This is a genomic window from Streptomyces sp. GSL17-111, assembly GCF_037911585.1.
In the GTDB taxonomy this organism is placed as follows: domain Bacteria; phylum Actinomycetota; class Actinomycetes; order Streptomycetales; family Streptomycetaceae; genus Streptomyces.
Genome location: NZ_JBAJNS010000001.1, coordinates 374,512 through 391,454, shown reverse-complemented (window position 1 = coordinate 391,454; position 16,943 = coordinate 374,512). Strand labels below are relative to the sequence as shown.

The window sequence follows — 16,943 nt, the reverse complement described above, 5'->3', positions numbered from 1 at the left end:
GCCGCCGGCACGCCGGGCGCACGGGCGGCCGGTCCGCCGTCAGGCGTGGTCGACGAGCTGGGCGTGACCCTGGACGCGCGCGCAGTGCGCACAGCAGAAGAACCGTCCGTCGGACTGGACACCGTGCCCGAGGATGCGGCACGAGCAGTTCTCACAGACGGGCGCCATCCGCTGGGCCATGCACTCCAGGCTGTCGAACACGTGGACCGCGCCCTGCGCGTGCACCTCGAAGGACATGTCGTACTCGTTGCTGCACACTTCGCACACGGCCATGGCTGCTCACTCCCACACTGCTTCGACGGTGGCGGGCCCTCACGTCGCCCGCCGCCGGGCCAGCATCGCTCCCCCCGGTCGGGCGCGGCCCCGCGACGCGGGGGGCCCGTCCGTCCGGCCGACCCGGGATCACCCGCGCGGACGACGCCCGTACCCCCGGCCGTGGGCGCCGCGTGCGACGACACGGTTCACTGGGGGCATGAGCTGCCTCTTCTGCGCCGTCGTCGCCGGACGAACCCCCGTGCACCGGGTCTTCGAGGATGAGGTGGCCGTCGCGTTCCTGGACCACCGGCCGGTCTTCCCCGGCCACGTGCTCGTCGTACCGCGCGAGCACCACGAGACGCTGACCGACCTGCCGCCCGATCAGATCGGGCCCTACTACCTGCGGGTGCGCCGGATCGCGGGCGCGGTCGAGCGGGGGATGCCGGCGGCCGGCACGTTCGTCGCGGCCAACAACCGGATCAGCCAGTCCGTGCCGCACTTCCACACCCACGTCGTCCCGCGCAACCGCAAGGACGGACTGCGCGGCTTCTTCTGGCCCCGCACCCGGTACGCGGAGGACGCCGAGGCGGCCGACGTCGCCGCACGGCTGCGCGCGGCCCTCGACGCGGACGGGACGTGACGGCGGACGGGCCGTGACGGCGGGGCTGTAGGGCGAGGCTCACGCCTCCCCGGGCTCCTCGCGGCCGTGCAGCGCCCGCACGGCCGCCACGGTGTCGGCCTCCTCCGGCCGCTTGTCGTCCCGGTACCGCAGGACCCGCGCGAAGCGCAGCGCCAGCCCCTCCGGGTAGCGCGGCGAGCGCTGGACGCCGTCGAGGGCGATCTCCACGACCAGTTCCGGACGCACCCGCACACCCCACGGCTCGTGCGTCACCGCCAGCTCCGACAGCCGCTCCGTCTGCCAGGCCAGCAGGGCGTCCGTCAGTCCCTTGAAGGTCTTGCCGAGCATGGCGAACGTGCCGTCGGCGCGGCGTGCCCCCAGGTGGAGGTTGGAGAGGGTGCCGGTGCGCCGCCCGTGGCCCCACTCGGCGGCGAGCACCACGAGGTCCAGGGTGTGCACGGGCTTCACCTTCAGCCACGCCGCACCGCGCCGCCCGGCGCTGTAGGGGGAGTCGAGAGCCTTCACGACGACGCCCTCGTGCCCCCGGTCCAGCACGTCCTCGGTGAAGTCGCGGGCCCCGGCGCGCTCGCGGTCGTCGGCCGGATCGGACACGGTCAGCCGCCGGACGCGCAGCGGCTCGGGGACCACGGCGGAGAGTTCCGCGTGCCGCTCGCGGGCCGGCAGGTCGAGCAGGTCGCGGCCGTCCACGGACAGCAGGTCGAAGAAGACGGCGGACAGCGGCAGCGCGGCACGGGCCGTGGCCACGTCCGTGCGGGAGCCGACCCGGCCCGCGATGTCCTGGAACGGCCGCGGCCGTCCCGTCGCGTCCAGGGCGATGACCTCCCCGTCCAGCACCGCCGAGCGGCACGTCAGCTCCCGGGCCGCCGCGACGACTTCGGGGAGCCGGTCGGTGATCTCGTCCAGCGTGCGGGTGTGGACGGCCACGTGGTCGCCGTCCCGGTGCACCTGCACGCGGATGCCGTCCAGCTTCTCCTCGACCGCGCACGGCCCCAGCCGCGTCAGCGCCTCGTCCACGTCCCGCGCGGTCTGCGCGAGCATCGGCTGCACCGGACGGCCCACGGTGAGCCGGAACCGGTCCAGCGCCGGTGGACCGTCCGCCAGCAGCGCCTCGGCCACGGCGCCGAGCGAACCGCCGAGCATCACCGCCCGCCGCACCCGCGTGGACTCCACGCCGACCGCCGCCGCCAGCCCCTCGACCGCGAGGGCGTCCAGGGCCCCCTGCCGCAGCTCGCCGGAGATGAGCCGGACGAGGAAGTCCTGCTCCTCCCCGGTGGCCGCGCCCAGCAGCCCGCCCAGCAGCCGCCGCCGCTCGCCCTGTGCGCCCTTCCCGGCGACGGCCGCGATCGCGCCGAGTGCCGCGTCCGTCTCCGCGACGGTCAGCGTCGCCGCCGCCGATGGGACCGCCGCCTCCGCCGCCGATGGGACCGCCGCCTCCGCCGCCTCCACCGCCTCCGTCAGCGTCCGCCAGCCGACGCCGATACGCCGCTGCGGCAGCCGTCCGGCCAGATAGGTGACGGCGACCGGGGCCTCGGCCGGCTCGGCGGTGCGGAAGAGGTCGGCGAGGAGGGCCACCTTGGCCGAGCGGGCCGAGGCGGCGGCGACGGCGTTCGACGTCCGGGCGAGGTCGGCGAGCAGCATGCGTCCATCCTGACCCCGGCGCCCCCGTGGCGCAGGGCCACGCCCGGCGGGCGGCCCTAGGAGGTGCGCCGCCGGAAGGCGAGGGCGCACAGCGGGAGGGCCAGGGCCGTCAGGCCCGCGCTCCACGCCAGGGCCAGCCAGGGGGCGTCACCGGCCGGCCGGTCCAGCAGCAGCGCCCGCAGCGACTCGATCACGGGGGTGACCGGCTGGTGCTCCGCGAAGCCGTGCAGCCAGCCCGGCATCGTGTCGATCGGCACGAAGGCGCTGCTCGGGTAGGGCAGGAAGAGGACGAAGAACGTGAAGCCCCCCGCCGCCTCGGCGGAGCGCGCGAGCAGCCCCACGACGGCGGCCAGCCACGCCAGGGCCACGACGTAGGCCAGCAGGACGCCCAGGGCGGCGAGCCAGCCGGCCGGGTCGGCCGCCGGACGGAAGCCGATGGCCAGGGCGACGGCCAGCACCGTCGCCGTCGCCGCGAGGTTGCGCACCGTGCTGGCGGCCACGTGCCCGGTGAGGACGGCGGTGCCGCTGACGTCCAGGGAGCGGAAGCGGTCGATGACGCCCTCCGCCATGTCCCGGCTGACGCTGACGGCGGTCATCGACGCGCCGTACCCGGCGCACAGGATGAGCACGCCGGGGGCGACGTAGGTGACGTAGTCCCGGTGGGGTGTGCCCGTGTCGATGGCACCGCCGAAGAAGTAGACGAAGACCAGCATCAGCATGACGGGCAGCACCAGGGAGGCGAGGACCGCGTCGACGTTGCGGACGGAGAGCCGCAGCGAGCGGCCGACCATGGTCAGGGCGTGGCCCGCGCCGCGGGCCGGGGCGAGCTCAGCCACGGACGGGCTCCTCACGGTGTGAGCCGGCCGGGTGGGCCGGGGCGGTCGGGTGCGTACCGGTGAGGGCCAGGAAGACGTCGTCGAGGGTGGCTCCGCGCACCTCGAAGCGGGTCACCTCGGCGCGGGTGGGGTCGACCTCGTCGAGCAGGGCCCGTACGTGGGCCGCGCCGCCGTCGGTTGCGAGCCCGACGGCGTGGTGCTCCGGGTCGCGGTGGACGGCCCGGGGGCCGAGCGCGCTCACCAGCCGTGCGTAAGAGTCCGCGTCGCGCAGCGTCAGGTGCAGCCGTCGCTCGCCCACGCGCGCCTTCAGCTCGGCCGGGCCACCCTCGGCGACGATGCGCCCGTCGTCGACGACGGCCACCCGTCCGGCGAGCCGGTCGGCCTCCTCCAGGTACTGCGTGGTGAGGAGGACGGTGACGCCGCCCGAGGCGAGTTCCCGGACGACGTCCCACAGGGTCTGGCGGCTGCGCGGGTCGAGCCCGGTGCTCGGCTCGTCGAGGAAGACCACTTCGGGGGAGCCCACCAGGCAGGCCGCGATGTCCAGGCGCCGCCGCATGCCTCCGGAGTAGGTCGCGACGCGCCGCCGGGCCGCCTCGGTGAGGGCGAACCGCTCCAGCAGCTCGTCGGCGCGGCGCCGGGCCGCGCCGCGCGGGTGTCCGGCGAGGCGGGCCGTCAGACGGAGGTTCTCCGCCCCGGTCAGCATCTCGTCCACGGCCGCGTACTGGCCGGTCAGGCTGATCCTCCGGCGGACCCGGGACCGTTCACGGCGCACGTCCGCGCCGGCCACGACGGCCCGGCCCGCGTCGGCCGGCACGAGCGTGGCGAGGATGCGCACGGTCGTCGTCTTGCCCGCGCCGTTGGGCCCCAGCAGGGCGAACACACCGCCGCGCGGGACCGACAGGTCGATTCCCCTCAGGACCTCCACGGACCCGTAGGACTTCCGCAGTCCCTCGGCCTCGACGGCCGTCACACCCTGCATGGGCCTCCCCTTCCACTCCTGCTGACACCTCTGACAGCGTTTATGGCATACACTAAAGTTTATGACATAAACAGTAGTGCGTATGTTAGACACAGGCCCATGGGAGAGCGCAAGGAGACGCCGGCGACGGGGCTGCCACCGGGCATCGAAGCGGCCTGGGGGCTGCGGGAACCGCCGGGCAAGGGGCCGCGCCGAGGGCTCAGCACCGAGCGGATCGTCGGCGCGGGCATCGCACTGGCGGCGGCGGAGGGGATCGAGGCCGTCTCCATGGCCCGGGTCGCCGCGGAGCTCGGTGTCTCCGCCATGGCGCTCTACCGCTACGTCGCGGCCAAGGACGAGCTCATCGTGCTGATGGAGGACGCCGCCGTCGGGCCACCGCCCGACCCGCCGGAGGTCACGGGGTGGCGGGCCGGGCTGGCCTCCTGGGCCCGGGCGCACCGGGCCGTCCTCCACCGGAACCTGTGGCTCCTGCGGCTGCCGATCAGCACTCCGCCGGCCACCCCCCACTCCGTCGCGTGGATGGAGCGGGGGCTGTGCCACCTCTCCGGGACCGGCCTGGAGGTGGGTGAGAAGCTCGGGGTGCTCAGCCTCGTCGGAGGGTACGTGCGGACGGAGGCCTCCCTGACGGCGGACCTCGCCTCCGCCGCGCGCCGGTCGGGCGGCACCCTGGAGCAGGCCTCCGCCGCCTACGGCCGCCTGCTCGCCCGGCTGGCCGACCCCGAACGGTTCCCCGAGGTGCGCCGGGTGGTCGACTCCGGGGTGCTGGCCGGACCGCAGGTGGAGGACGAGGAGTTCGAGTTCGGCCTCGCCCGGGTTCTGGACGGTGTCGAGGTGATGGTGAAGGAGCGCGGTGATGCGGGATCGTGACGAGGAGGGCCGGGCCCGCAACGCCCGGCCCCGCGACGGGCTCGGCCGGCCGCTGCCGTACGGCGCGCCCGGCGTCGAGCGGCAGCCCGAAGGCGTCGTGCGGACGCCGCTGGAGTCCCTGACGGAGGCCCAGCGGCTACTGGACCAGGGCAAGCCGTTCCACGCGCACGAGGTGCTGGAGGACGCCTGGAAGTCCGGACCGGACGGCGAGCGGGAACTGTGGCGCGGTCTGGCCCAGTTGGCCGTGGGGGTGACGCACGCCGCCCGGGGCAACGCGGTGGGCGCGGCGTCGTTGCTGCGGCGGGGCGCGCGCAGCGTCGGCCCCTACGCCGCCGAGCCCCCGCACGGCGTCGACGTGGCCGGGCTCGTCGCGTGGGCGGAGGTGCTCGCCGGGGAGTTGGGCGAGACGGGAGCCGTCTCCTCGGCCGCCGCGATCGCGCCACGACTGCGGGGTCCGAGGGGCTCGTTTCGGCCGTGATGGGGGCGCGCGTCCGGCGGCGTACGGCGTCCGCGTGGCGCCGGTCACGGAATGCGGGCGTAGCTTCGCGCTACGTGCAACCGCCGGTAACCCATCGACATGCTGCGGCGATGTCCGAGGGAGGGGTCGCGTGGCCCGGTGAACCGGGCGCGCGGCCCAGCATGCGAAGGGGAGACTGTGCACGGTGCACAGGCGCAACCTGTGGTGCCCCACTAGCGTCCCTTGCGACCGTGTACCACACCACGCGGCACCCCCCGGCCGACCGACCGGGATCCGGTGCTGTGCTCACCGCTGGGGGGCAGCCATGCAAAGGATGGTTGAGCTGTCAACATACAACCGTCTCTGTCGGGATGGAAGAGGCGGACACTGGACGGGGGGAGCGTCCGAGGTCGTTCACCGGGTCGCCGCGCGAGGGGAGCGACCATGATCGACGCCGTCCGGTTACCGTGGCTCGTCAGCTTCGGTGAGGCCGCACCGCCCGAACTGAGCGGGCATCAGGGGAGCGTGGTGCAGGCGCCCCGGCGCAGCGCCGTGGAGTCGCTGTCGACGATGCGTCAGCAGGGCTTCCCGGTGGGAGCGGTCCTCATCTGCCTCGTGCACGAGCTGGCCCACGTACCCATCGGACCTGACGAGGGGCCCTGGCAGTGGCCACCGCCCAGCGCCCTGTGCCGGCGGCGCACCACGCGGTGCGGCTCACCCGACGGCGGCGGGCTGGACTACCGGCCGTGCGCCGCGCGCTTCTGGCTGCTGCCGCCCGAGGGCGGCGACCTCCTCACCGACGGCGTCGCCCTCTACGACACGCTCTGCCGGGTCCGCTCGCTGCGCAGGCGCGGTGCGGACCGGTTCGCCGCGACCCTCCCCACGGAGGCCCCGCATCCGGAAGAATTCCCACCGGAAGCACATCCGTCACCCTACGCACCGCAGGAACCACACCCACCGCAGGAGGCGGCCGACCTGTACTACCGCTGGACCTCGTGAGAGAACCGGCCGCCCGCTCCTCGGCACCGCGCTCTCCGCACCGCACCACGTACCACGGCAAGCACCGCACCACACCGCACGAAGGGAACGCATGCGCATCGGGGTCCGGCTGGGCACCCGGGAGATCCATGCCGCGCTGCTCGACGGCGAACGGATACTCGGTGCGGCGACCGCGCCGCTCGACGGCTTCGCCGACCACGGTCCCCGGGAGGCGGCCGAACGGGTGCTGCGCACCCTGGCCGCCGCGGCGCCGTCCGGGGTCGACTCCGTCACCTGGGACGTCGCGGCCGTGCTCGAAGCCTCCCTCACGGAGACGACCGGTCCCGGGCCGGACGATGACGCTCCGGCGGACCGCGTCGGCCCCTGGCTGCCCCGCGCGCGGCCCGTCGCCGCCCTGCGGCTGGTGCCCCGGCCGCCCGCCGTCGCCGGGGCGGGCTGCCATCCGGCCGCCCTGATCCGCTCGCTCGTCGGCTGGCGCGGCACCGCGCCGGGCGGCCACGACCTGTTCGGCACCGAACTCGCCGAGGCCGACGTGCGCGCGGCCCAGCGGTGCGCGGACGCCGTCACCGAGGCCGGGATCTCCACCGTCGCCGTCACCGCGACCGGAGCCACCGCCTGCGCCGACCACGAGGTCCGCGTCGCCGCCGCGATCCTGGAACGCCACCCGGACCTGCACGTGTGCCTCTCGCACGAGACGGGCGGCCTCGGCCTCCTGGAACGGGAGGCCACCACGGTCGTCAACGCGGCCCTCCTCGCTCCGGCCGAGCACCTCATCGCCTGCTGTGAACTGACCACCGCCGTCCTGCCCGGCCGGCCGGCGTGCTGGTTCGCCACCGGGGACGGCGGACGCGTCTCACCCCGGCGGCTGTGCTGGCTCCCCGTGCTGGGGCTCGGAGCCACCGCGGCCACCGCGCTCATCGCCGCGGCCCGCCAGTCCGGCACCGCCGACGCGCTCGTCGTCCTCGTCCGGGACGGCACCGTGACCGTCGGTCAGGTGCGGGACGGGCTGCCGCACGTGGAGGCCGACCTGCCCGGCGTCGGAGGCGTCCGCGTGGTCACCCCGCAGCCGGTCCTGACCGCCGCGCCCGTCCGTAGCCCCGGCACGACGCTCACGGCCGTCCGCAGCCGCCACACCGCCGACGTGGTGGCGGCCCTCGACGCGCCGGGCCGGGAGACGGCCGAGGAGATCGCCCGGCTGGCCGGGCGCGGGACCGTGCTCCTCACCCCCGAGGCCGACCTCGCCGCCGCCGGCGCGGCGGGCACCGAACCGGGCGCCTGGCTGGACCTGCTCGTGCCGGTCGGCACCGCGCAGACGCTGGAGGAGGTCCAGGGCCAGGCCGAACACCGCGCGCTCGCCCTCGTCGCCGCCCACGGGGCCGAACCCGGCACGGCCGCCGTCGTGCGCTCCTCCGCGACGGCCGTGGGGTACCTGAGCATCTACCGGCTCCAGATCCGGGCCGGCAGCCGCCCGGGGACGGAGGCGGGAGCGTGAACCCCGAGCCGCTGCGCCACATCGCCGCCGCCGACCTGCCCGTCCTCGTCGCCGGGAACGAACTGCTCAGCTCCGGCCGGGGCGCGGCGGCGCTCGACGGCCTGACGGTCTGCGTCGCCGCCCTGCTCGAGCAGTACGGCCCCGTGCCGCTCGTGCCCCTGGACGCGCTGCCGCCCGAGGCGCGGTGCGTCGCCGTCGGCGCCGTCGGGGGGTTCGCCCCGCTGATCGAACTTCCCTTCAGCGGCGACGAGTTCGCCGGGGCCGTCCGGGCCCTGGAGGACCGCCTCGGGCACCGCGTCGACGCGATCGTCGCCCTCAACTCCGCCGGCCCCAACGCGCTGGTGCCCCTCGCCGCGGCCGCCGCCCTCGGGCTGCCCCTGGTCGACTGCGACGGCATGGGCCGTATCCTCCCGCTCATCCACCAGACGACGTACGCGCTCGCCGGACTGCCCGTCGGCCCGCTCGCCGCCATGAGCGCCGCCGGGGACGCCGTCGTGCTCGACACCTCCACCGCCCGGGCCGACCTGCTCCTGCGCGGGGTGGTGGACGCCTCCGGCGGGCTGATGGCCTGTGCCATGTACCCGGCGACGGCGGCCCGGCTGCGGCACGCGGCCATCCGCGGGGCGACCAGCCGCATCGTGCGGATGGGCGAGCTGCTGACCACCCAGAACCGGCACGCCGCCGTCCTCGCCGGGCTGGCCCGCACGGTCGGGGCCCGGCTGCTGGCCAGCGGCCGGGTCGTCGCGCTCGACCTGCCCGGCCCCACGGCGGGAGCCCGTCAGTACCCGTCGATGCCGACCAGCATCGTCGTCTCCGACCCGGCCACCGACGGTCCCGTGGTGCGGCTGGAGGCCCAGAACGAGATCCTGCTGGCGCTCGTCGACGGCGCCGTCGTCGCGGCCGTGCCCGACGTCGTGTGCCTGCTGGACCGTCAGGAGCTGCGGCCGGTGGGCCTGGAGGGGATCGCCGTCGGGGACCACGTCGACGTCCTGGTCGTCCCGGCGGCGCCGATGTGGCACACCCCCGAAGGTCTCGCGCTCGCCGGGCCGCGCGCCTTCGGCTTCCCCGTGCGTCATCCGAACGAGGAGGGCAACCGATGAGCCGCAGCCGTCCGTCCGGCCCGCTGACGGTGGCCGAACTGGTCCGCTTCGGCCCGCTCAGCGGCGCTCAGGTACGCGCCGGCAGCAGGCTCGACCGGCCGGTGACGGGCGTGAGCCTCATCTCCGACCTCGACCAGGCCCGGCGCTGCGCCCCCGAGACCGCCATGGTCCTGCACCCGGCCGCCGCGCACGGCAGCTGGGCGCTGGAGGCGGCGATGCGGTTCGCCTGGGAACGCAACGCCTCCTGCGTGGTCGCACCCGCCTCCGTCACGGTGACCGGCTCCACCCCGCAGCTCGCCGAGCGGCTGCGGATGCCGCTGCTGTCCGTCGCCGATCCGGCCCGGCTCGCCCTCGACCTCGCGGTGGCCGTCGCCGACACGGAGGCCGCCAGAGCCCGGCTCATCGCCCGGTGCGCCGTGCTGTTCAGCGAACGGCACAACCTGCGCGACATCGTCGGGGCCATCAACGCCGAGGTGCCCGGCGCCCTGGTCGCGCTGCTCACCCAGGAGGGCCACCTGCTGGCCGGACGGGCCGCGGCGGGCCGAGGCGACGACCCGGGGGCCGCGCACGACCGGCGGGTCTGCGTGCCCGTGCCCGGGCCCGACGGAGGACCGTGGGCCACGCTCGTCGCCCAGCTCACCGAGGCGTCCCCCTCGTGGGCCGACACGGTCACCACCATCCTCAAGCTCGCCCGGTCCTCCATCACCGCGGCCGGAGCCGGACTCCGGATGTCCCTCTCCCACCAGGCGGGACGGGACCGGCTGCTCCTGGAGACCCTGCTGCGCACCGGGCCCGGCTCCGCACCGACGGCCCCACCGCCGTCCACCGGGGCCGCCGACGAGGAGCCCGACGCCGTGGAGCCGGGGGCCGTGGAGCCGGAGGCCGAGCAGATGGCCCGGGAGGCCGGCTGGCCCGTGGACGGGCTGCACGTGGCGGTACGGCTGCGCCCCGCCGAGCCCGTCACCGCCGACCTCGACGGCGCCGCCGCCGGCGTCATCGCGGCCTGGCAGACGGGCCGGTTCGCCGCGCCGCTCGTGCCGCAGAACGGGGGCTGGACGACCTGGTTCACGGACACCGACCCGGGCCAGGTGTCCCGGCTCGTGCGGCGCAGGCTCGCCCAGGCGCGCATACCGCTGCCCCTGACGGCCGGGGTCGGCGAGCCGGGGGAGGGGCTCGACGGCCTGCGCGACTCCGTGGCCCAGGCGGAACTGGCCGCCGTCGCCGCCAGCCGCCGCGCCCCGGGCACGGTGGAGCGGTACGCCGAACTCGGGCCGCGCGTCGTCCTCGCCAACCTGCCCGTCGCCGAACTCGCGGCGGCCGCCCGCACCCTGCTCGCTCCGCTGCTGGCCGACCCCAAGGCCGAGGTCCTGCTCGTCACCCTCGCCGCGCTTCTGGACTGCGCGGGCTCCACGGGGCAGACGGCGGCCCGGCTCGGCGTCCACCGCAACACGGTCCTCGGCCGCCTGGAACGCATCCGGGCGCGCGGCGTCGACCCCGACGCGCCGGACGGCCGTCTGGCGCTCCACCTGGCCTGCCACGCCCTGCTGAGCACCGAGCCGTTCGCCACCGGGCGGCCGTCAGCCCTCTGACGCGCCCCGCGTCCCACCGGGGGACGCGTCCGTGGCCCGTCCGTACGCCGCCGCCGCGTGGGCGGGGGAGACCTGGCCGTCCAGCACGTCGGCCCGCACCGCCCGCGGGTCGCGATCGGCGGGGTCGCCGTACCCGCCGCCGCCCCCGGTCAGGCAGCGCACGACGTCCCCCGCGCGCAGCCCCACGCCGTTGCACTTCAGCAGCCGCCGCTCGTCGGGGCGCCCCGGGTTGATCACCACCTCGGGCGGCGCCGCGTCGCGGCCGCCGGCCAGCCCCCAGGCGGGTGTCACCGAGCGCTCGAACCACAGCGACACGGTGCAGTCGGCCAGCGCCTCGTACTCCCGCAGCACGCCGTTGCCGCCGCGCCAGCGCCCCGCGCCCCCGGAGTCCGGACGGATGCGGTACCGCGTGACGCGCAGGGGGTACCGGGCCTCAAGGACCTCCACCGGCAGGTCCTTGAGCGAGCCGTTGACGTTGTTGATGAGGGCGTCCTGGCCGTCGCCGCCGTGCCACGCGCCCCACCCGCCGAGCGTGGCCTCCAGACTGACGTAGGGGCGCGCGACCCGGGGGTCGGTACCGGCGAACATCACCACCATGGAGTCGCCGTGGCTGGCCGCCGCCACCCGGTCGGGCAGCGCCGGCGCGAGGGCCTTGGCCACCAGGTCGATGAGCAGGCCCAGGTGGGAGAAGTACCATTGGCAGGCGGCCGGAGGAAGCGCCCCGAAGACGGAGCCCTCGCGCACCCGGACCGCCAGCGGCCGGAAGGAGCCGCCGTTGCCGGGCACGTCCGGGCTGACCAGCAGCTTGTACCCCACCCGGCAGGCCGAGACGGCCTGGGCCACGCCGCAGTTGACCGGCCCGGTGGTCTGGTCGGCGGACTCCGTCACGTCGAACTCGACGTCGGAGCCGGAGACGGTGATCCGCAGCCGCACCGGGACGGGGGCGCCGAGGTCGATGCCGTCGTTGTCGAGGAACCCCTCGGCGGTGTAGACGCCGTCGGGGACGCCCTGGATCACGGCGCGTTCGAGGCGTTCGGTCTGGCGGAAGATCTCGTCGCGCGCCGCCCGGAGCGTCGCGAGCCCGAAGCGCGCGACGATCTCCGCCAACCGCCGCTGCCCCGTCCGGACGGTGGCGACCATGGCGTTCATGTCACCCGTCGTGGGGTAGGGGAAGCGCACGTTGGTGGCGATGGTGTCGAGCACCCCGGGGACGTCCGCGCCGCCCTCGACGAGCTTCTGCGGCCCCATGCGCAGGCCCTCCTGGAAGATGCTCACGGAGTCCATCGACCCGCCCGGGTCCTTGGAGCCCACATCGATCCAGTGCGCCCGGGTGGCGGTGAAGCCCGCCAGTTCCCCCTCGATGAAGACCGGCCCGAAGATCGTCACGTCGTTGAGGTGCGTGCCGCCCAGATAGGAGTCGTTGAGGATCCACACGTCGCCGGGCTGCCACACCGAGCGGCCGAAGCGCTCCTCGGTGGCCCGTGTGCAGCTCTCCAGGTTCCCCAGGAAGATGGGCAGCCCGGCCGACTGCCCCAGCACCTGGTGCTCGTCGTCCAGCAGCGCCACGACGCAGTCACCGCACTCGTAGATGATCGGGGTGTAGGACGAGCGCATGAGAGTGGCGTTCATGTCGTCGGCGGCGGCGATGACGGCGTTGCGGATGATCTCCACGGTCACCGGGTCGACGGCTTCCCGCCCTGCGGCGGCGGTGGTGGGCGTCATCGCGCCTCCCCGTTGATGACGAGGACGCCGGAGGCCGCCACCGTGACCCGGTGGCCCGGCGGGACGACGGTGGTGGCGGTGTCCTCGGTGATGACGGCCGGTCCGCCGAACGCGTGGCCGGGCCGGAGGTCCTCGCGGGCCACGACGCGCGTCCGGTGCTCGCGCCCGCCGAACACCACGGCCCGCTCGGCGAAGGGGACGTCCGCGTCCTCGGCCGGTGGCAGCACCTCGGGCCGCAGCCGGCCGAGGTCGCCGAACGCCGTCACGCGCAGCGCGGTGAACTCGATCGGAGCCCCCGGGTTGGCGTGCCCGTACCGGCTGTGGTGCGCAGTGGCGAATCGTTTCTCCACCGTGCTCGTGAAGTCCGCGTCCAACGGCTCCCGGGGGCCGTTGAGCGGCACCGTCAGCGTGTACTCCTGCGCGGCGTAGCGGATGTCGACGGCCGCCTCGGCCCGGCGCGCGTCCTGGGGGACGCCCTCGCTGTCCAGCGACGCCAGCGCCCGGTCGGTGACCTCGGTGAGCCGGGCGGCCAGGGCCGCGCCGTCCAGGTCGGCGTCCAGCCGGAAGTACGGTTCGGCGAAGTCCCGCCGAATCTCGGTCTGGAGCATGCCCCAGGCGGAGAGCGCGCCGGGGAACCGGGGCACCACGACCTCCTCGATCCCCAGTTCCCGTGCGAGGAAGACGCTGTGCATCGGCCCGGCACCACCGAAGGCGACCAGGGTGAAGCGGCGCGGCTCGATGCCCCGGGAGACGGTGATCGTGCGGATCGCCTGCGCCATCTTGGCGTTCGCCACGTCGCAGACGCCCTCGGCCATCGCCCGCGTTCCCAGGCCCAGGGTGCCGCCGAGCCGGGCGAGCGCGGCGGTGGCGGCGCCGGTGTCCAGGGCCAGCCGGCCCCCGGCGAACCCCCGCTCGTCGACGCGGCCCAGCACGAGGTTGGCGTCCGTCACCGTGGGTTCCGTCCCGCCCCGGCCGTAGCAGACCGGGCCCGGATCGGCGCCCGCCGAACGTGGGCCGACGCGCAGCCCGCCCGCCTCCGTCCGCGCGACCGAACCGCCGCCCGCACCGATGGTGTGCAGGTCCACCACGCTCATCAGGATCGGCAGGCCCTCCAGCCGGGCCTCGGCCGCGACGTCCGGTCGGCCGTCGACGACCAGTGACACGTCGAAGGACGTCCCGCCCATGTCCACGCAGATGAGGTCGGGCCGCTTCAGGACGCGGGCGAGCTCCACCCCGCCCATCGTGCCGCCGACCGGACCGGACAGCAGGGTCTGCAGGGGTCTGCGGCGTGCCGACCCGGCCGTGATGACGCCGCCGGAGGACTGCATGACGTGCAGGGGCGCCGTCACCCCCCGCGCGGCGAGTGCTTCCGTCAGACCGCTGAGGTAGCGCCGCACCACCGGGCCGATGTAGGCCTCCGTCACCGCCGACGAGGTGCGTTCGTACTCCCGCCACTCGTTGGCCGCCTCGTGGGAGAGGGAGAGCGTCAGGTCGGGACCCAGCTCCTCCAGGAGGATGTCCCGGGTGCGCCGTTCGTGTGCGGGGTTGACGTGGCTGAACAGGTATCCGACGGCGACGGCCGTGAACCCCTCGGCACGGAAGCGCGTCGCCGCCTCGCGCACGGTGGCCTCGTCCAGCGGCTCGATCTCCCGCCCCTCGGCGTCGATCCGGCCGCCCACGGGGACGATGTCCCGCAGCGGCACCAGCGGTTCCGGCTTGCGGTAGTGGAGGTCGTACAGCCGCGTGCGCGGCCCCCGCGCGATGTGGTAGGTGTCCGCAGCGGCCGCCGAGGCGAGCAACAGCACCCGCGCGCCACGCCGTTGGAGGAGGGCGTTGAGGCCCTGCGTCGTCCCGTGCACGAGGAAGGAGATCCCGGCCTCGGAGTCCACGACGGCCCGCAGGGCGCTGAGCACCCCCTCGGTGAGATCGCCGGGCGTGGTCGAGGCCTTGGCCGCCCGGTAGCACCCGGTCCGTGCGTCGTGGACGACGACGTCGGTGAACGTGCCCCCGATGTCCATCGCCACCCGTAAGTCACCCATCAACGTCCTCGCTGTCGGTTGCCGGTGGCCTGACGGGCCCAGGCTAGGCCAGCGGAAACGCTCTCGGGCCGGAACGTCCCCGATCCGTCCTCTTGACACGGATCCGGGAGGGTGTTCCGCCCGCACCCGGCGGACGTCGCCCGCCAGGCCGCGTAGTCCACGAGCGTCGCCCACTCGGTGTCCACCCGTCCCGGAACGGTGCGCCGCGCCGCGGCCCACCGCCGGCGCAGTGCGCTGTAGATGGGCGTGGCACCGGGCGGGGGAATCGTTTCGTCACCGGCGGGGCACAGCGGGGTCCGCAGCCGCTGCCACGCGGAACCGGAAGGAGGGGTCGTCACACGACGCCAACGCCCCACCCACGGACGAAGTCACGCGGTTCGGGCAGGGGTGCCCAGGAGAGTGACGACGCCACTACTCTTGACTCACACGGACCAACCCGAGGGGGTCCGCCCCCCACCGCCCGGCCACCGGGTCCTCACCGACGGAGTACGTGATGAACGCCGCCTCTTCCCGCCCGAACGCGCGGCAGCGGCGAGGCCGTCACCTCAAAGCCCTGCGCCGGGGGTGCGAGGACATCCTCACCGCGCTCGACGTCGGTGACCCGCCCAACGTCTTCGCCCTCTGCGCGCAGGTGGGCCGCAGCCGCGGCCGTTCCGTGCGCACGGCCCCCGTGGACCTGCGCGACTCCGGCGTCTACGGGCTCTGGATCGCCACCCACGAAGCCGACTTCGTGCTCTACGAAGCCCGCACCAGCCGGCTCCACCAGGAGCACATCGTCGCCCACGAACTCGCCCACATCCTCTGCGACCACCACGGCGGCGGCGGCGACCTGGACGACGCGACGATCGGCACGCTGTTCCCGCACCTGGAACCGTCCACCGTGCGCGGCATGCTCGGGCGCTGCGGCTACCTGGCGGCCGAGGAGCAGGAAGCGGAGGTGATGGCCTCCATGCTGCTCACCCGCGTGCGGCGGCGGCCCGCGGAGGCGAGCTGGCCCGTGCCCGCCGAGGCCGCGCAGACCCTCGCCCGCATCGAGAACGTCGTCGGACCGGACGTCCAGGGGGAGCGACCCTGACCATGTTCTACCAAGTCCTCTCCTGGGCCTGCGCGCTCGGCGGTCTGATCGCCCTGCTCTACAAGCTGCCCGCCCTGCCCCGGCATCGCGGCGACGTCGCGTACCTCGCCCTGTGCCTGTACTTCCTCTGCTCCAGCCTCAGCTTCTTCGTCGAACTCGACCAGATCCGCGACGACATCGCCCGGCTGCTGCACTACCCCAGCATCACGACGTTCCTGTGCCAGGCCGCCGTGGTCGTCCTGACGGCCGCCCAGCAGGTCGTCCTCGTGCACTGGTCCCACGCGCCGGAACAGGCACGGACGAAGGCGCGCAACAGGACGCTGGGGTACGGCGCGGCCCTCGCCGTCCTGGCGGTGCTCTTCTTCTTCGTCAACCCGCCCGGTCGGCACGGCTCGGCCGAGGTCGTCGTCCTGATCAACCTGGAGAACCCCGGCTACGCGGCCTACTTCGCCTTCTACCTCGCGATCTGTGCCGTCGGACAGGTCGAGACCGTGCGGCTGTCCCTGCGCTACGCGCACATCGCGCACCGCTCCTGGCTGCGTTCGGGCATGTGGGCGGTGGCCGTCGGCGGCTCGCTCATCCTTGTCTACTGCCTGACGCGGTACCTCCAGATCGCCGGCCTCTACACCGCCCTCCCCGAACCGTGGCCCGACCTGTACTGGATCGCCGGGAGCATCGGCTCGCTGCTTCAGGTGTTCGGCTGGACCGTGCCGTCCTGGGGACCCCGGCTCTCCGAAGCGGCCCGGTGGTGCGGTCACTACCGCTCCTACCGGCGGCTGCGTCCGCTGTGGTGGGCCCTCTACCGGGCCCATCCCGGCATCGCCCTCGACGACCCGCCCTCGCGGCTGTACGACCTCGTGCCCCGGCTCGACCTGGAGTACCGGCTCTACCGGCGGGTGATCGAGATCCGGGACGGCCAACTGGCCCTGCGCCCCTACATGGACCCCACCGCGCTCGCGCGGGAGGCCCGGCGGCTCGGCCTGCCGGAGGCCGTACCGTCGACGGCCCACGAGGCGCTGCTGCTCCGGGGCGCGCTCGACGCCCGGGCGGCCGGGGCGGCGCCGTCCGGCGGTCCGGTGGAGGCGTTCACGCACGCACCCGACGGCGACATCACCGAGGAGATCGCCTGGCTGACCCAGGTGGCCGATCACTTCCGGCGCCTGGCCGCGCACCGCACCCCGGCCGGGGACCGCGCCCCGACCGGTTCCTGAACGGCCGCCCGGCCCCGTAACGGCCCCCGTCCGCCCCTCGCCCC

15 protein-coding genes are annotated in these 16,943 nt (G+C 75.0%); 9 read left to right on the top strand and 6 right to left on the bottom strand.

The annotated features are described in order from the left end of the window. Positions 1-39: 39 nt before the first annotated feature. Complete coding sequence (locus tag V6D49_RS01825; RefSeq protein WP_340556483.1) at positions 40-273, bottom strand: hypothetical protein; 234 nt, start codon at positions 271-273, stop codon at positions 40-42. Positions 274-472: 199 nt separating this feature from the next. Between V6D49_RS01825 and V6D49_RS01820 the strand changes: the two genes are divergently transcribed. Next, a complete protein-coding gene (locus V6D49_RS01820; RefSeq protein WP_340556481.1) occupies positions 473-895 on the top strand; it encodes an HIT family protein in 423 nt (140 codons plus the stop codon). A 39-nt stretch (positions 896-934) separates the two neighbouring features. Here V6D49_RS01820 and V6D49_RS01815 read toward each other — a convergent pair whose 3' ends face one another. Genes V6D49_RS01815 through V6D49_RS01805 form a run of 3 tightly spaced genes read right to left on the bottom strand, consistent with a single transcriptional unit; the run spans position 935 to position 4,348 of the window. Then, positions 935-2,533: an ATP-dependent DNA ligase gene (locus tag V6D49_RS01815; RefSeq protein ID WP_340556479.1), complete on the bottom strand. Its 1,599-nt coding sequence runs from the start codon at positions 2,531-2,533 to the stop codon at positions 935-937. A gap of 56 nt (positions 2,534-2,589) precedes the next feature. Beyond that, the gene (locus V6D49_RS01810) at positions 2,590-3,324 is read right to left on the bottom strand and encodes an ABC transporter permease (RefSeq protein ID WP_340563614.1); all 735 of its coding nucleotides are present in this window, start codon (positions 3,322-3,324) and stop codon (positions 2,590-2,592) included. 37 nt (positions 3,325-3,361) lie between these two features. Further along, complete coding sequence (locus V6D49_RS01805) at positions 3,362-4,348, bottom strand: ATP-binding cassette domain-containing protein (protein WP_340556477.1); 987 nt, start codon at positions 4,346-4,348, stop codon at positions 3,362-3,364. Positions 4,349-4,447: 99 nt separating this feature from the next. On the opposite strand from V6D49_RS01805, the gene V6D49_RS01800 reads away from it, so the two are divergent. The 6 genes from V6D49_RS01800 to V6D49_RS01775 all read left to right on the top strand — a co-directional run bounded on the left by V6D49_RS01800 (position 4,448) and on the right by V6D49_RS01775 (position 10,852). After that, the gene (locus V6D49_RS01800; RefSeq protein ID WP_340556475.1) at positions 4,448-5,215 is read left to right on the top strand and encodes a TetR/AcrR family transcriptional regulator; all 768 of its coding nucleotides are present in this window, start codon (positions 4,448-4,450) and stop codon (positions 5,213-5,215) included. Then, positions 5,202-5,693, top strand: coding sequence for a DUF309 domain-containing protein (locus tag V6D49_RS01795; RefSeq protein WP_340556474.1), 492 nt, complete (start codon positions 5,202-5,204; stop codon positions 5,691-5,693). The genes V6D49_RS01800 and V6D49_RS01795 overlap by 14 nt, the downstream gene beginning before the upstream one ends. A gap of 423 nt (positions 5,694-6,116) precedes the next feature. Then, a complete protein-coding gene (locus V6D49_RS01790) occupies positions 6,117-6,671 on the top strand; it encodes a hypothetical protein (protein WP_340556472.1) in 555 nt (184 codons plus the stop codon). Between the two features lie 91 nt (positions 6,672-6,762). After that, positions 6,763-8,163: a hypothetical protein gene (locus V6D49_RS01785; RefSeq protein ID WP_340556470.1), complete on the top strand. Its 1,401-nt coding sequence runs from the start codon at positions 6,763-6,765 to the stop codon at positions 8,161-8,163. Further along, positions 8,160-9,263, top strand: coding sequence for a DUF917 domain-containing protein (locus tag V6D49_RS01780; RefSeq protein ID WP_340556468.1), 1,104 nt, complete (start codon positions 8,160-8,162; stop codon positions 9,261-9,263). The genes V6D49_RS01785 and V6D49_RS01780 overlap by 4 nt, the downstream gene beginning before the upstream one ends. Continuing rightward, entirely contained in the window at positions 9,260-10,852 is a 1,593-nt protein-coding gene (locus V6D49_RS01775) for a PucR family transcriptional regulator (RefSeq protein ID WP_340556466.1), read from the top strand. Before V6D49_RS01780 ends, V6D49_RS01775 begins: the two co-directional genes overlap by 4 nt. Here the strand turns inward: V6D49_RS01775 and V6D49_RS01770 are convergent. After that, positions 10,841-12,574 carry a hydantoinase B/oxoprolinase family protein gene (locus tag V6D49_RS01770; protein WP_340556465.1) on the bottom strand — a complete coding sequence of 578 codons (1,734 nt, stop codon included), beginning with the start codon at positions 12,572-12,574 and terminating at the stop codon, positions 10,841-10,843. The two genes, V6D49_RS01775 and V6D49_RS01770, sit on opposite strands and share 12 nt — an antisense overlap. Further along, positions 12,571-14,613: a hydantoinase/oxoprolinase family protein gene (locus tag V6D49_RS01765; RefSeq protein WP_340556464.1), complete on the bottom strand. Its 2,043-nt coding sequence runs from the start codon at positions 14,611-14,613 to the stop codon at positions 12,571-12,573. The genes V6D49_RS01770 and V6D49_RS01765 overlap by 4 nt, the downstream gene beginning before the upstream one ends. A gap of 493 nt (positions 14,614-15,106) precedes the next feature. Between V6D49_RS01765 and V6D49_RS01760 the strand changes: the two genes are divergently transcribed. Both V6D49_RS01760 and V6D49_RS01755 read left to right on the top strand, forming a co-directional pair. Further along, entirely contained in the window at positions 15,107-15,688 is a 582-nt protein-coding gene (locus V6D49_RS01760) for a toxin (protein ID WP_340556463.1), read from the top strand. 2 nt (positions 15,689-15,690) lie between these two features. Further along, positions 15,691-16,899: an MAB_1171c family putative transporter gene (locus V6D49_RS01755; RefSeq protein ID WP_340556461.1), complete on the top strand. Its 1,209-nt coding sequence runs from the start codon at positions 15,691-15,693 to the stop codon at positions 16,897-16,899. The last annotated feature ends 44 nt before the right edge of the window (positions 16,900-16,943 follow it).

What these genes read in the sequence shown, in the direction of transcription:
- V6D49_RS01815 (WP_340556479.1), bottom strand. Translation starts at nt 2,533, where the DNA reads ATGCTGCTCGCCGACCTCGCCCGGACGTCGAACGCCGTCGCCGCCGCC.
- V6D49_RS01810 (WP_340563614.1), bottom strand. Translation starts at nt 3,324, where the DNA reads ATGGTCGGCCGCTCGCTGCGGCTCTCCGTCCGCAACGTCGACGCGGTC.
- V6D49_RS01795 (WP_340556474.1), top strand. Translation starts at nt 5,202, where the DNA reads ATGCGGGATCGTGACGAGGAGGGCCGGGCCCGCAACGCCCGGCCCCGC.
- V6D49_RS01765 (WP_340556464.1), bottom strand. Translation starts at nt 14,613, where the DNA reads ATGGGTGACTTACGGGTGGCGATGGACATCGGGGGCACGTTCACCGAC.
- V6D49_RS01825 (WP_340556483.1), bottom strand. Translation starts at nt 273, where the DNA reads ATGGCCGTGTGCGAAGTGTGCAGCAACGAGTACGACATGTCCTTCGAG.
- V6D49_RS01820 (WP_340556481.1), top strand. Translation starts at nt 473, where the DNA reads ATGAGCTGCCTCTTCTGCGCCGTCGTCGCCGGACGAACCCCCGTGCAC.
- V6D49_RS01760 (WP_340556463.1), top strand. Translation starts at nt 15,107, where the DNA reads ATGAACGCCGCCTCTTCCCGCCCGAACGCGCGGCAGCGGCGAGGCCGT.
- V6D49_RS01755 (WP_340556461.1), top strand. Translation starts at nt 15,691, where the DNA reads ATGTTCTACCAAGTCCTCTCCTGGGCCTGCGCGCTCGGCGGTCTGATC.
- V6D49_RS01800 (WP_340556475.1), top strand. Translation starts at nt 4,448, where the DNA reads ATGGGAGAGCGCAAGGAGACGCCGGCGACGGGGCTGCCACCGGGCATC.
- V6D49_RS01785 (WP_340556470.1), top strand. Translation starts at nt 6,763, where the DNA reads ATGCGCATCGGGGTCCGGCTGGGCACCCGGGAGATCCATGCCGCGCTG.
- V6D49_RS01805 (WP_340556477.1), bottom strand. Translation starts at nt 4,348, where the DNA reads ATGCAGGGTGTGACGGCCGTCGAGGCCGAGGGACTGCGGAAGTCCTAC.
- V6D49_RS01790 (WP_340556472.1), top strand. Translation starts at nt 6,117, where the DNA reads ATGATCGACGCCGTCCGGTTACCGTGGCTCGTCAGCTTCGGTGAGGCC.
- V6D49_RS01770 (WP_340556465.1), bottom strand. Translation starts at nt 12,574, where the DNA reads ATGACGCCCACCACCGCCGCCGCAGGGCGGGAAGCCGTCGACCCGGTG.
- V6D49_RS01775 (WP_340556466.1), top strand. Translation starts at nt 9,260, where the DNA reads ATGAGCCGCAGCCGTCCGTCCGGCCCGCTGACGGTGGCCGAACTGGTC.